This is a genomic window from Burkholderia sp. LMG 13014, from assembly GCF_905232215.1.
Classification (GTDB): domain Bacteria; phylum Pseudomonadota; class Gammaproteobacteria; order Burkholderiales; family Burkholderiaceae; genus Burkholderia.
On record NZ_CAJNKE010000032.1, the window covers coordinates 1 to 13,089 of the forward strand.

12 protein-coding genes are annotated in these 13,089 nt (G+C 65.3%); 3 read left to right on the forward strand and 9 right to left on the reverse strand.

What is annotated here, in order from left to right:
- Window positions 1–53 precede the first annotated feature (53 nt).
- The 3 genes from JYJ84_RS06720 to JYJ84_RS06730 all read left to right on the forward strand — a co-directional run bounded on the left by JYJ84_RS06720 (window position 54) and on the right by JYJ84_RS06730 (window position 3,139).
- Entirely contained in the window at window positions 54–953 is a 900-nt protein-coding gene (locus JYJ84_RS06720; RefSeq protein WP_175223312.1) for a DMT family transporter, read from the forward strand.
- A 641-nt stretch (window positions 954–1,594) separates the two neighbouring features.
- A complete protein-coding gene (locus JYJ84_RS06725; protein ID WP_175223311.1) occupies window positions 1,595–2,749 on the forward strand; it encodes a branched-chain amino acid ABC transporter substrate-binding protein in 1,155 nt (384 codons plus the stop codon).
- Window positions 2,750–2,836: 87 nt separating this feature from the next.
- On the forward strand, window positions 2,837–3,139 hold the full coding sequence (locus JYJ84_RS06730) for an XRE family transcriptional regulator (protein WP_122950192.1): 303 nt from the start codon (window positions 2,837–2,839) through the stop codon (window positions 3,137–3,139).
- Window positions 3,140–3,357: 218 nt separating this feature from the next.
- On the opposite strand, the gene JYJ84_RS06735 is transcribed toward JYJ84_RS06730, so the two are convergent.
- The 9 genes from JYJ84_RS06735 to JYJ84_RS06775 form a co-directional block, all read right to left on the reverse strand.
- Entirely contained in the window at window positions 3,358–4,266 is a 909-nt protein-coding gene (locus JYJ84_RS06735; RefSeq protein WP_374102090.1) for a choline ABC transporter substrate-binding protein, read from the reverse strand.
- A 79-nt stretch (window positions 4,267–4,345) separates the two neighbouring features.
- Window positions 4,346–5,320: a GlxA family transcriptional regulator gene (locus JYJ84_RS06740; RefSeq protein WP_175223309.1), complete on the reverse strand. Its 975-nt coding sequence runs from the start codon at window positions 5,318–5,320 to the stop codon at window positions 4,346–4,348.
- 80 nt (window positions 5,321–5,400) lie between these two features.
- Window positions 5,401–6,306 (reverse strand): LysR substrate-binding domain-containing protein, encoded by a 906-nt coding sequence (locus JYJ84_RS06745; RefSeq protein ID WP_175223308.1) that lies wholly within the window; start codon window positions 6,304–6,306, stop codon window positions 5,401–5,403.
- 119 nt (window positions 6,307–6,425) lie between these two features.
- Entirely contained in the window at window positions 6,426–6,905 is a 480-nt protein-coding gene (locus tag JYJ84_RS06750; protein ID WP_122950196.1) for a thioesterase family protein, read from the reverse strand.
- Window positions 6,906–6,975: 70 nt separating this feature from the next.
- Window positions 6,976–7,977, reverse strand: a complete 1,002-nt coding sequence (locus JYJ84_RS06755) for a 3-hydroxyacyl-CoA dehydrogenase NAD-binding domain-containing protein (protein WP_122950197.1) — start codon at window positions 7,975–7,977, stop codon at window positions 6,976–6,978.
- A 66-nt stretch (window positions 7,978–8,043) separates the two neighbouring features.
- Entirely contained in the window at window positions 8,044–9,024 is a 981-nt protein-coding gene (locus JYJ84_RS06760; RefSeq protein WP_236027659.1) for a PDR/VanB family oxidoreductase, read from the reverse strand.
- A 77-nt stretch (window positions 9,025–9,101) separates the two neighbouring features.
- A complete protein-coding gene (locus tag JYJ84_RS06765; protein ID WP_175223307.1) occupies window positions 9,102–10,529 on the reverse strand; it encodes a gamma-aminobutyraldehyde dehydrogenase in 1,428 nt (475 codons plus the stop codon).
- Window positions 10,530–10,581: 52 nt separating this feature from the next.
- Entirely contained in the window at window positions 10,582–11,511 is a 930-nt protein-coding gene (locus JYJ84_RS06770; RefSeq protein ID WP_122950199.1) for a 3-keto-5-aminohexanoate cleavage protein, read from the reverse strand.
- 148 nt (window positions 11,512–11,659) lie between these two features.
- Window positions 11,660–12,802, reverse strand: coding sequence for an SRPBCC family protein (locus JYJ84_RS06775; RefSeq protein WP_175223306.1), 1,143 nt, complete (start codon window positions 12,800–12,802; stop codon window positions 11,660–11,662).
- Window positions 12,803–13,089: the final 287 nt, after the last annotated feature.

The window sequence follows — 13,089 nt, forward strand, 5'->3', positions numbered from 1 at the left end:
GCGTGCTGATCTGTGCGCTAGCTTAGCATCTCGCCACATCGCATCATTGCCGCATGAACACGCTCTCCACCCCGTCGTCGCGCCATGCGCGGCAGCCGCTGATCGCGGCCGGCGCGGTCGCTTTCACGATCGTTTCGTGGGCGTCCGCTTTCCCCTTCATCCGGATCGGCCTGCATGGCCTGACCCCGCTGCAGCTCGCGGCGGCGCGCTTCGCCACCGCGGCCGTGCTGATCATCGCGTGGCTGATCGCGCGGCGGCCGCGCGTGCCGACACGGGGCGACGCGCTACGCTTCCTGCTGTGCGGCTTTCTCGGCATCGCGCTCTATAACGCGCTGCTCAATACCGGCGAGCAGACCGTCTCGGCCGGCGCCGCAAGCTTCATCGTCAACACCCTGCCGATCTTCACCGCGCTGCTGGCCGCGGTGTTTCTCGGCGAGCGCTTCAATCGCTGGGGCTGGCTCGGCTCGCTGGTCAGCCTCGCCGGCATCGCGGTGATCGCGCGCGGACAGCCGGGCGGCCTCGTCCTGGGCGCGGGCAGCACGCTGATCCTCGGCGCGGCCCTGTGCTCGGCCAGCTATTTCGTGCTGCAGCGGCGGCTGATTCCGGTGTACGGCGCACTCGCCTGCACCGCCTACACGCTGCTGGCCGGCGCGCTGCTGCTCACGCCGTGGCTGCCGGGCGCGCTCGTGGCGCTGGGCAACGGGTCGCGCGGCACGACGCTGGCCGTCCTGATGCTCGGCATCTTCCCCGCCGCGCTGGGCTATGCGACCTGGACATTCGCGCTCGGCTACTTCGGCGCGGCACGCGCCGCCAACTTCCTCTATCTGACGCCGGCGGTCGCGACGGTCCTGTCGATGGCGCTCACGGGCGAGCGGCCCGGTATCGAGACGGTATGCGGCGGCCTGCTGGCGATTGCCGGCGTGATCTTCGTGGCGTTGCGCGGACGTTCCTAGGATCGCAGTCGCATCGACCGGAAATATCGACCCGGCGATCCGCCAGCACGCCGTTCGGGATGAACCCCGGCCTCTGCGAAACCGATTGTGTGGCGCGGGCGGTCGCCTTCGCGCCCGTTCGCCGAGACTGCCGGACTTGACCGTTAGTTGCGTTATACGAGGACATCGATCCCGATGAAGCATGGCCATGCCACCGGATGCGCAATCGAAATCGTCCAAACTGTGCAGACAAATCGACCGAGCAGTTCCGGATTGACCGCGCCTCAGTGTCCATGGCTTCGTCCCGGCCACCGGCCGAATAATGGATGCGGCCGTAAGGCCGTCGACAGCGAATCGCAGCCTGCGGCCTGCTGCGGCGCACGATTTCCGGCATCCTGCCCCTTCGAAATCCGGGCGCCGGCCGTGCCGCGACCGCCCCGCGACACGATTCGCCGCAGCGCGCAAAATCGGCTTCATATATATTCACACGAATTGCACCGTATCAGGCCCCGATTCGCCCGCTCACCCGGGCGGCACGTCGAAGGCCAGGACGCGATGCAAGTGAAGCCCATGATGGGTATGGAGACTCGTCCGATCGCCCCGACCTCGCCGTCGGCCGGTCGAGACGTCAATAGAAAGATCATTCAATTCGGAGATGGCAGATGGAACGAAGCACTGTCGGCATGCGCTGCAAACCCCTTATCACCGTCGCACTGGCTGCCGCCGCGTTTGCGGCCGCGTCGAGCGCAATGGCCGACCAGGTCGTGAAGATCGGCAGCGTCGAGCCGACGACGGGCGGCATCTCGCACCTCGGCAAGGACAACGAGAACGGCGCGCGCCTCGCGGTCGAGGAAATCAATGCGAAGGGGCTCACGATCGGCGGCAAGAAGATCACGCTGCAACTCGACGCGCAGGATGACGCGGCCGACCCGCGCCAGGCCACGCAGGTCGCGCAGAAGCTCGTCGACGACAAGGTCGTCGCGGTCATCGGCCACCTGAACTCGGGCACGTCGATCCCGGCCTCGAAGATCTACAGCGACGCGGGCATCGTGCAGATCTCGCCGTCGGCCACGAACCCCACCTACACGCAGCAAGGCTTCAAGACGACCTACCGCGTGGTCGCGACCGACGCGCAGCAAGGTCCGGCGCTCGCGAGCTACGCGCAGTCGAAGGGCGTGAAGAGCGTCGCGGTGATCGACGATTCGACCGCGTACGGCCAGGGTCTCGCGAACGAGTTCGAGAAGAAGGCGAAGGCGCTCGGCCTGAAGGTGCTGTCGCACGACGCGACCAACGACAAGGCGGTCGACTTCCGCGCGATTCTGACGAAGGTCAAGGGCGAGAACCCGGACGCGATCATGTACGGCGGCATGGACGCGACCGGCGGCCCGCTCGCGAAGCAGGCGAAGCAGCTCGGCCTGCGCGCGAAGATCCTGTCCGGCGACGGCGTGTGCACCGACTCGCTGGCCGACCTGGCCGGCCCGGCGGCCGACAACGTGACGTGCTCGCAGGCAGGCGCGGCGCTCGAGAAGATGCCGGGCGGCGCGGACTTCCTCGCGAAGTACCAGAAGCGCTTCAACCAGGGCATCAAGTTCGATGCGCCGTTCGCGTATGACGCGGTCTACATCGCGGTCGACGCGATGAAGCGCGCGAACTCGACTGACCCGGCGAAGATCCTCGCCGCGATGCCGGCAACGAAGTACGACGGTGTGATCGGCACGACGACGTTCGATTCGAAGGGCGACCTGACGCACGGGATCATCTCGATCTACGGCTACAAGAGCGGCAAGAAGACCTTCGTCGACCAGGTAAAGATGTAACCCGCCGCGGCGCCGGCACGACGGGAACGCCACCCGTCGGCGCCGGCGCCGCGCGGACCGAATTCTGATTCACGGAGACGAAGCATCATGTGTGCAATGGCGTATGCGGAATTCCAACAGGAGTTGAAGAAAGCGCAGTTGACGGCGCGCGAGTTCGCCCGCCTGATCCGGATGAATGAAAGTTCGATCACGAACTATTCGAGCAAGGGCACGGTGCCATCCCATCTCGCGGTGATCGCGAAACTGATCGGCACGATGGCCGCGCACGAGATCGATTTCCGGCGCGTGATCCGGCAGATGCGGATCGAACCGAAACGGCCGCGCGGCGGCGGCACGTTTCCCGCGGTGGAAAAATCACGTTCCGAAACGACCCGCGACGACGAGTCGTAAGCTGCGGACATATTGTTCCGCGCCGATGGCCGTTGGCTGTCGCCAGCGCCAGGTAACCGCGGCGCTTCACCTGATGGCGTGTCGCCGCAGCATGCCCGGCACCGCCATTCGCGTCGATCGCGATCCTGCGACTACACCGTCGCACCCTGCCGCGCGGAAGACGCGAAACCGCCCCTCCGCGCCGCGCCGCACACTCGCCTGCCGCCGTCGAACCCCCGCTAGTGCGCAGCGAGGTACGCTTTCACTGCCGGCAGCGCCGGCTTGCCATCGAACGTCGTGACGCCGGCCAGCCACTTGTCCAGCATCGGCGTGTTCCGTTTCAGCCATTCCGTCGCTGCCTGGTTCGGATCCTGATGGTTCATGATCGGAATCATCAAATGATTCTCGAGCTCGGTCGTGAAGTGCAGGTTCGACGCGAACTTCGCGACATTCGGGCACCGCGCCTCGTAATCCGGCGGCTCGACCGTGAACACCTTGGCCTCGCCATAGTTCGGGCCGAACACGTCATCGCCGCCGGACAGGTAATTGATCTTGTATTGCGCATTCATCGGATGAGGCTCCCATGCAAGAAACACGATCCACTGCTTGTCGCGAACGGCCCGGTTGAGCTCGACGAGCATGCCCGCCTCGCTCGACTCGACCAGCTTGAACTTGCCGATCCCGTCCTTGTTCTCCCGGATCATCTTGCCGATCAGCTGGTTGCCGTCGTTCCCCGGTTCGATCCCGTAGATGCGGTTCTGCAGCTTGTCCGCGTATTTCGGCAGATCCGCGAACGTCCTGAGCCCCGCCTGATACACGTAGTCCGGCACCGCCAGCGTGAATTTCGCGCCTTTCAGGTTCGGCTCGGGAAGGACCTTGATCGAGCCGCTCTTGACGAACGGCGCGATGATCGGGTCCATCGACGGCGACCAGTAGCCGAGGAAAATGTCGATCTGCTTGCTCTTGACCCCGGCAAACGTGATCGGCACCGATGCGATGGTCTTCGACGGGTTGTAGCCCAGCGCGGACAGCATCGTGGTGGCCAGCCCGGTCGTCGCCGCGATGTCGCTCCAGCCGACATCGGCCATTCGCACGTTTCTGCAGGCCGCCGGCTCGGCCGCGCCGGCGGAAGGTGCCGCCGCGGACATGCACAGCGCGGCGACCAGTGCCGCCATACCAGTTCGATTCATGGTGTTACCTCGCGTTGCGTCGTTGAAATGATCGGGTTCAGGCCAGTGCACCGGCCGATTCGCGGGCCCGGCGTTCGTGACTCGGTGCGTGTCCGAAAAAAGTGCGAAAGGCCTTGCTGAAATGCGTGACGCTCTGGAATCCGCAGGTCTTCGTGACGTTCGCGATCGACATGTTCGAGTAGCGGATCAGTTTCCGCGCCTGCTTCAACCGGAGGCCGACGTAGTACTCGTGCGGCGTCACGTCCAGTGCTTCCCTGAAGACGCGCTGCAAGTGGCGCATCGATACGCCTGTCAGCCGGGCCAGATCCGGCACGGTGAGCGGCTCCTCGAGATTCGCCTCCATCAGCCGCACCGTCTCGATCAGTTCCTCGCGCGAAAAGCCCACGCGTGACGCGACCGGAATCGGCTGGGGATCGGACACGGCCCTGACGCGCTCGATCGAGAATTGCTCCGAGATGTGTCGAGCCATCGATGGGCCGAGATCCGACGCAATCAGGTGCAGCATCAGGTCCAGCGGTGCCGTGCCACCGGTGCAGGTGAGGCGGTCGCGGTCGATGGCGAAGAGTTCGTCGACGAAGCGGACGTCCGGAAACTCGGCATGCAGCCCAGACAGCACTTCCCAGTGAACCGCGCAGCGATACCCGTCGAGCAGGCCGCTGGCCATCAGCGCATAGGCCCCCGTGCACAGCCCGCCCACCGCGACCCCGCGCCCGGCCAGGGTCCGGAGCAGTCGTTTCGTCCCTTCGTCCACGGCGTCCCGTACGTCCCATCCGCCGCAGACGAACATCACGTCGGGCAGGCTCGCCGCGAGGTCCAGCGGGCACGCCGGCCCCGCGACGATGCCGTTGCTGGCGCGGATCGCCGTTTCGTCGACCGAGTAAATGGTCCATTCGTAGCGGGTGAGGCCGAGCAGCTGGTTGGCCATTCGCAGTGCCTCGATCGCACTCGTCAGCGCAATCATCGAATACTTTTCCAATATCAGGAATCCGAAATGACTGAATGTCGATTTCATCGCATCGATCCTCTCAACCTCTATTCAACCGGCATCATGCCTGCCGGACGGCACCCGCTTACACCCGCCGCCGGCCGCCCCTATTGCGCGCATTGCCCGACGATCCAGTCGCAGAATATCCGCGCCTCCGGGCTCAACAAGGTATCGCTCGGGTGCAGCAGATAAAACCCGCGGCCGGTCCGCACCGAGGTCTCGATCGGCCGCACCAGCACGCCGGTCGCCAGCATGTCGTCGGCCAGATAACGCCACCCCATCGCGATGCCCTGCCCGCCCATTGCAGCCTGCAGGACCGCCGGATAGTTGTTGATGTAGAGATCCTGCCGCGGCTCGGCCAACGCGATGTCGTGATGCGCGAACCAGGTGGCCCAGTCCATCCAGTCCCAATGACGCGTCTCGAGATGGATCAGCGTCGCGCGCAGCAGATCCTGCGTGTGTTCCATCGGCGCGAGTCGTGCCAGATACGCCGGCGTACACACCGGGAAGATCTCTTCCTCGAGCAGGAACCGCGCGTTGCAGGCCGGCCAGTAGCCATCGCCGAACTGGATCGCCAGGTCCGCGCCTTCCCGGATGTTTCGCGTGTCCTCGTCCGACGCATCGACGTGAATGATGATCTCCGGATGCTCGGCCCGGAACTTCGGCAGCCGCGGAATCAGCCAGTGCGATGCGATCGCCAGATCCGCCGACACCGTGACCGTCGACGTGGACGCCTGCACGCGCAACTCGTAGGCGGCGGCCGCGAGCAGATCCAGCGCCGCATTGACGGTCCGCTGAAACTTCCGCCCGCCGTCGGTGAGCGATACCGCCTTGTGAGACCGCACGAACAACGCGCAGCCCAGCGTTTCCTCGAGCAGCCGGATCTGCCGGCTGATCGCGCTCTGCGTCACGCACAGTTCCTCGGCGGCACTCGTGAAACTTTCGTGCCGGGCCGCTGCCTCGAACGCGGTGAGATACGACAGCGGCGGGAGGTGCTTCAAGCGGCTAACCATGTCGGGGGCTTCTCTCGGGACGGAAGTCGGTCGTATTGCGGCGCGTCGAAGCGGGCGGGCCGCCGGACCGGCGCAACGCGCGTTGCCGCCTGGGCCGCGCAGGTTGGTCGACGCGAACATCACTGCGCTTTCACCAGTGAAATGCCTCGACCCGCCTGCACCGGCCAGGGAGTATCTCGTTGCACCGCGAGCAGCGCGTCGAGCCGCGCCAGGATCTGCGCGCGAAACGCCGTGCTGCGCCGAAGCGTCATGTCCACGTGCAGCAAAAGGGCTTCCATCGTAGCAAAGTGTTCGGTGTCGATCGGGTGCCGCATGGTCAGGAAAACCCGACATTTCTTGCTGTCGTGCTCGAGCACGCGGGCCGTGACGACGAACGGCGCACCCGTGCCGATTTCCTTCAGGTAATGAACGACCGTCTGCAGCGTATAGACCGACACCCGCTCGCGGGACCTGAATGCGTCGTCCATCCCGATGCCGTCCAGCCACCGGTCGATCGACTCGCTGAACACGCGCACGTAGCACGCGTCGTTCATATGCCCGTTGTAGTCGATCCACTCCGCGCGTACCTGCCCTTCATGGACCACGAGTTCCGCGTGCATCTGGCGCCTTCCTTCGACGTGTCGTCAACGTATGCCGGGCAGCGGCGTCCTGACCGGCGCCCGGCGGGTTTCATCGGGCCGCGACCTTGCGCTCGCCCACCACATCGATCGCGCGGGTCGGGTACGCCGCCTCCATGATCGCCTTGCTCGCTTCGACGATCTTGCGGTCGCGCTCCGCCGCCAGGTCGTGGAATTGCCGGCCGTCTTCTTCCGCCTTCACGCCGTCGACCAGCATCCGGATCGTCTCCGGATCGAGCGTCGGATGGCCGAGATCGTCCCACCAGCGATGGAACGACGGCGCAAAACGCTCGCAGAAGACGCCGAGCCCATGGCCGCCGCTGCCGAGGTTGAACAGCATGTGCGGCCCCATGACCGACCATCGCAGGCCCGGGCCGGCAGAGACGGCCTTGTCCACGTCGCCGACCGTCGCGACCCCTTCGACCACCAGATGGATCGCTTCCCGCCACAGTGCCGCCTGCAGCCGGTTCGCGACGTGGCCCGGCACTTCCTTGTTGACCCGGATCGTGATCTTTCCGCATGCGGCATAGAACTGTTCGGCGAGCTCCAGCACGCCGGGCTCGGTCTTCTCGTTGCCCAGCAGTTCGACCAGCGGAATCAGATGGGGTGGATTGAACGGATGCCCGAGGATGAACCGCCCCGGATTCTTCCAGCCCGCCTGCATTTCCTTCACCAGCAGGCCCGATGCGCTGGAGCAGACGATCGCGCGGGGATCGAGATGATCCTCGATGCGCCGGTACAGCGCGTGCTTGACGTCGATCCGCTCCGGCACGCTTTCCTGCACGAACTGCGCGCGGGCCACGGCTTCCTCGGGCGTCGCCACGAAGCGCAGCCGTCCCGGGTCGCCCCGCCGCGCCAACCCCAGCCGCTCCAGGCTCGGCCACGCGTGACGCACATAGTCGCGAACGAACGCCTCCCCTTCCGGCGACGGATCGTATACGTCGACCTCCAGCCCGGCCGCCAGAAACAGCGCGGTCCAGCTTGCGCCGATCGTGCCGGCGCCGAGAATGCCAACGACTTCGATGCCATGAGGCAGGTCATGCAGCGTGCTCATCGTGATCTTCCATCCAGAATTCGAGTATCGGGAGACGGGCGGTCGATCTCCGCCCGCCGGGAGTCGTTACAGGTCCAGCACCAGTCGAGGCGATTTCGACCGGGAACAACACACCGCCATCACGTCGTTCGCGCGCTTCTCGTCGTCGGTCAGGATGTGGTCGCGATGCTCCGGCACGCCGTCGACCACGTCGGTCAGGCATGCGCCGCACACGCCCTGTTCACAAACCGTGCTGATGTCGAATCCGGCCTGCTTCAACACCTGAAGCACGCTCTTGTCGGCGGGCACGTCCAGGTCCAGGCCGGCTTTGCACAGATGGATCCGGAACGCCGTGTTCGCCGCCGTGTCGACCGTCTCGGCAGCGAAGCGCTCGAAATGCACGGTTCCCGCCGGCCAGTGCGATGCCGCGGCTTCCACCGCGTTCATCAGGCCGCCGGGGCCGCAGCAATAGAGATGGCGACCTTCCGTCACGTCGGACAGGAGCGACCGGACGTCGAGCCCCTTGCCTGGATCGCCGCCGTCGAAATGCAGGTGCACGTGCGCCGCGAACGGCACACCGCGCCGCAGGAGATCGACGAACGCCGCGTCCTGCTCGCGCCGCGCGCAGTAGTGCAGCGCGAACGGCTGCCCTTCGCCGAACATGCGATATGCCATCGACAGGATCGGCGTGATCCCGATGCCGCCAGCGATCAGCAGCGAGGACGTCGCGCCGGCCACCATCGGAAAATGGTTGAACGGCCCGCTGATCCGCACCTGCGCGCCGACGCTCACCTCGTCATGGAGAAAGCGCGAGCCGCCACGGCTTGCCGGATCCTTCAGTACGGCGATCCGGTAGGTGTTCCGGACCCCCGCTTCGTCGTAAAGCGAATACTGTCGGGTGATGCCGTTTTCGAGGTGGACGGCCACGTGCGCGCCCGGTTCATAGGCCGGCAGGTCCGCATCGTCTTCCCTGGCCAGTTCGTAGCTGCGGATACCGTTGGCCTCGTCGGCCACCGCCCGCACGATCAGCACTTGCCGGTCCAGCGCACCGCTTTGATGTTGCATCATCGTTGCCTCTGCAGAGTGGATGCCGGGTAGTCGCCAGTCCATCGGCCTAGCGATACCCGCTCGCCGAAAATCGTCCGCTACACGTGTGCGATCTGTACGTGCCGCACCGTCGTGTAGTTCTCGAGTGCGTAGACGGACATGTCGCTCCCGTATCCGGAAGCCTTCATGCCGCCGTGCGGCATTTCGGCGGTGGCCACGCCATGCGCGTTGATCCACGTGATGCCGCAACGCAGGCGTGATGCAACCGTCATCGCCTTTCCCACGTCGCGCGTCCAGATCGACGACGCGAGACCATAGGCGCTGTCGTTCGCGTGATGGATCGCCTGTTCCGCGCCGCTGAACCGCGTGATGGAAATGACCGGGCCGAACACCTCGCGCTGGACGATCTCGTCGTCCTGTCGTGCATGCGCGATGATCGTCGGCTCGTAGAAGTGGCCGCCGCCGGCGACTTCACGCCCGCCGGTCACGATCTCCACGTGGCGCAGGTCACGCGCGCGGTCCACGAAGCCGGCAATGCGACGGCGATGGCTTTCGGAGATCACCGGCCCCATTTCAGTACGCGAATCGTCCGGTGCGCCGAGCCGGATCGACGCGACCCGATTCGCCAGATCCGCGACGAAGGTGTCGTAGATCCTGTCCTCGACATAGAGCCGGCAAGGCTGCGCGCAATCCTGCCCGGCATTGAAGAACGCCGCGCCACGAATGCCTTCGACGGCCGCGTCCAGGTTCGCGTCGTCGAACACGATGACCGGCGCTTTCCCGCCCAGCTCCATGTGCGTATGCATCAGCTTGCGCGACGATGCCTCGAGAATCCGGCTCGCCGTTGCGGGGCCGCCGGTCAGCGACACGAGATCGAGCTGACGATGGTTGATCAGCGCATCGCCCGTCGTCGCGCCGCGGCCGACGACCACGTTGACGACACCGCGCGGAAAGATGTCGGCCGCCAGTTCCGCGACACGCAGCGACGTCAGCGGCGTGAGCTCCGACGGCTTCAGCACGACCGGGCAGCCGGCTGCCAGCGCCGGCGCCAGTTTCCACGCCGCCATCATCAGCGGATAGTTCCACGGCGCGATCGATCCCACCACGCCGACCGCGTCACGCCGGATCATCGACGTGAACCCGGCCACGTACTCGCCCGCGCTGGATGCGGACACGCAACGCGCCGCGCCGGCCATGAAACGAAACACGTCGACGGTCAGCGGAAGCTCGTCCGCCTTCACCGCGTGCAACGGCTTGCCGCAGTTCAGCGATTCGAGCGCCGCGAACTCGTCCGCGCGTTCCTCGATCGCATCGGCCAGCGCCAGCAGGCTGGCCGCGCGTGCGCCCGGCGGCGTCGCGGACCACGACGGGAATGCCGCGGCCGCCGCCGCGACGGCCGCATCGACCTGCTCGGCCGACGCGTCGCGCATCGTGACGACGGTGTCGCCCGTCGCCGGGTTGACGACCGGAAACGCTTCCCCGTCGCCCGCTACCCGCTCACCATTGATCAGGTTCATCGTTTGCATGACTAATCGACCTGTTTGAGATCCGGAATTCCGGAAAGATGTTCGACCGCGGTCAGAACCCGACCTGGTCGCGGCCCTTCAGGCCCAGCCGCGCGCGAGCTTCGGCGGGCGTCGCGACCTTGAAGCCGAGTTCCTCGACGATGCGCCGGATCTTGCGGACCTGATCGGCGTTCGACGCCGCCAGCTGGCCGCGATCGATGTACAGGTTGTCCTCGAGCCCGACGCGCACGTTCCCGCCCATGACGGCCGACTGCGTCGCGAATTTCATCTGGTTGCGCCCGGCCGCGAGGACGGACCATTCGAACCCGTCGCCGAACAGGCGTTGCGCGATGCTGTGCAGATGGCTCAGGTTGTCCGTATCGGCGCCCATCCCGCCGAGGATCCCGAAGATCATCTGGATGAAGAACGGCGGCTTCAGCAGCCCCTGGTCGACGAAATACGCGAGGTTGTACAGGTGGCCGAGGTCGTAGCACTCGAACTCGAAACGCGTCCCGTGCGTCTCGCCGAGTTCGCGCAGCGTGTATTCGATGTCCTTGAACGTGTTCTTGAACACGAAATCGCGCGTCATGTCGAGGAACGCGGGCTCCCAGTCGTGCTGCCATTCGGCGTGTTTCTGCAGCATCGGGAAGATGCCGAAATTGAGCGACCCGCAGTTGAGCGACGCCATCTCGGGCTTCGCGACGAGTGCCGCTTCGAGACGCTGCTCGAGCGTCATGCCGAGGCCGCCGCCGGTCGACACGTTGATGATCGCGTCGCTGTTCGCCTTGATGACGGGCAGGAACTGCATGAACACTTTCGGGTCGGGCGTCGGCCGCCCGGTTTCCGGGTCACGCGCATGCAGATGGATGATCGATGCGCCGGCTTCGGCCGCCGCGATCGATTCCGCCGCGATCTGCGCGGGCGTGATGGGCAGGTGGGGCGACATGGTGGGCGTGTGGATGCCGCCCGTTACCGCACACGTGATGATGATGCTGTTCGACATGGAGATGACCTTGATTCTGTGCAGGTTGGCCGGTGGCGCCGCGATCGCGTTCGCGTGTGCCGCGACACACCGGTGTTCGCAAGACGATTCGAGCGCGCCGCCATCGGTCCGGCGATGCGCCGGCGCGCGACGGCATGGCGCGAACGCGTTACTTCAGTGCATCCTGATAGGCCTTCAGCACCAGCCCGTGGAAGTGATGAAGCGCGTGCTCGCTCATGCCCGATTGCAGCGGATCGCTCACGATCCGGCCGCTTTCGAACGCGGGCGTGCTCATGCCGCGCTGCACGCTCTCGACCAGGTCGATGTCCTCCTGCTGCAGCACGTCGCGGATGTAGTTGATCGCCTCGATCTCCTGTGGCGTCGGCTCGGCGGATTCGAAGTAGAAGTCGTAGGTCTCGATCGTGCGATCGGGCGCCACCGGGATGATGTTCAGCACGAGAAAGTTCGCGCGGCCCGGATAGCGCAGCAGGCACGTGTTGGGCCAGACCCACCACACCGCGTGGTCGTCGCAGGTTGCGCCTTCCACGCTGTAGGCCGTGTTGCCGGTATTTCCGCCTTTCGCCATGTGGCTCGAGTAGATCCCGTGCGTCGTCACCTTGTAGGTGTCGAACTGGAGCAGGCTCACGAAATCCTTGTGCGCGGTCGGGCAGTGGTAGCACTCGAGAAAGTTGTCGACGACGTTCTTCCAGTTCGACCGGATATCGAACTGCAGACGGCGCGCAAACGTCAGCGTGCCGACGTCCGGTGCAAACCGGTCGATCTCGGCTTTCAGCTCCCCGCTTTGCGACGCGAGCGATGCGGCAGCCGGGTCCATGTTCACGTACACGAACCCGCAGAATTCTTCGACCTGCACTTGCGACAGGCAGATCTCCTCTTTCCTGAAGTCGACCAGCGTCTCCGTCATCGGCGCCTGGCGCAAGCCGCCATCGAGGTTGTAGCTCCACGCGTGATAAGGGCACGTGATCACGCGTGCCTTGCCTTCGCCGGCAAGCAGGTGATGCGCGCGGTGCTTGCAGACGTTGTAGAACGCGCGCAGGCCGCCGGCCCGGTCGCGCACCACGGCGATGCTCCGGCCGGCCACGTCGGCCACATAGTAGGCGCCCGGCTCGCGCACCTTTTCCGCATGACACACCCACTGCCACGACCGGCGGAAAACGGCGTCCATTTCCGCGTCAAAGTACTTCGGGTCCGTGTAGCACTTCGCATTCAGCGTCGACGAGGCGGCGACGTCCTTCGCATTGAATGCACGGCCGGCGATCTCGAGGTCCTGCTGCGCGAGACATTCGCTCATTGCATGCTCCTGAAAGGGGGACGGGATTTTCGATTCGGCAAGTTGCGCTTCGGTACTGAAGTTACGCATCGGCCATGGCCTTCGCAAACGATGAAAAAAAAGCCATTTGCCCCAAAAAAACTTGGGCTGGACCACCGCATGCGCGGCAGCGTCACGAGCCGGCCGATTTTCATAACTTGATGTCGCAATTGCCGGTTTCCCGTTGCGGCGGCTTCGCTAGCATGGTGTGCATGCGTGGTTCCACTTTTCACGCGTGAACCTGGGTGCCTTTCGAAACCCTTGCCCCC

Coding starts and splice junctions, on each gene's coding strand:
- JYJ84_RS06720 (WP_175223312.1), top strand. CDS start 54: ATGAACACGCTCTCCACCCCGTCGTCGCGCCATGCGCGGCAGCCGCTG.
- JYJ84_RS06725 (WP_175223311.1), top strand. CDS start 1,595: ATGGAACGAAGCACTGTCGGCATGCGCTGCAAACCCCTTATCACCGTC.
- JYJ84_RS06770 (WP_122950199.1), bottom strand. CDS start 11,511: ATGTCGAACAGCATCATCATCACGTGTGCGGTAACGGGCGGCATCCAC.
- JYJ84_RS06745 (WP_175223308.1), bottom strand. CDS start 6,306: ATGGTTAGCCGCTTGAAGCACCTCCCGCCGCTGTCGTATCTCACCGCG.
- JYJ84_RS06755 (WP_122950197.1), bottom strand. CDS start 7,977: ATGAGCACGCTGCATGACCTGCCTCATGGCATCGAAGTCGTTGGCATT.
- JYJ84_RS06735 (WP_374102090.1), bottom strand. CDS start 4,266: ATGTCCGCGGCGGCACCTTCCGCCGGCGCGGCCGAGCCGGCGGCCTGC.
- JYJ84_RS06765 (WP_175223307.1), bottom strand. CDS start 10,529: ATGCAAACGATGAACCTGATCAATGGTGAGCGGGTAGCGGGCGACGGG.
- JYJ84_RS06750 (WP_122950196.1), bottom strand. CDS start 6,905: ATGCACGCGGAACTCGTGGTCCATGAAGGGCAGGTACGCGCGGAGTGG.
- JYJ84_RS06775 (WP_175223306.1), bottom strand. CDS start 12,802: ATGAGCGAATGTCTCGCGCAGCAGGACCTCGAGATCGCCGGCCGTGCA.
- JYJ84_RS06730 (WP_122950192.1), top strand. CDS start 2,837: ATGTGTGCAATGGCGTATGCGGAATTCCAACAGGAGTTGAAGAAAGCG.
- JYJ84_RS06740 (WP_175223309.1), bottom strand. CDS start 5,320: ATGAAATCGACATTCAGTCATTTCGGATTCCTGATATTGGAAAAGTAT.
- JYJ84_RS06760 (WP_236027659.1), bottom strand. CDS start 9,024: ATGATGCAACATCAAAGCGGTGCGCTGGACCGGCAAGTGCTGATCGTG.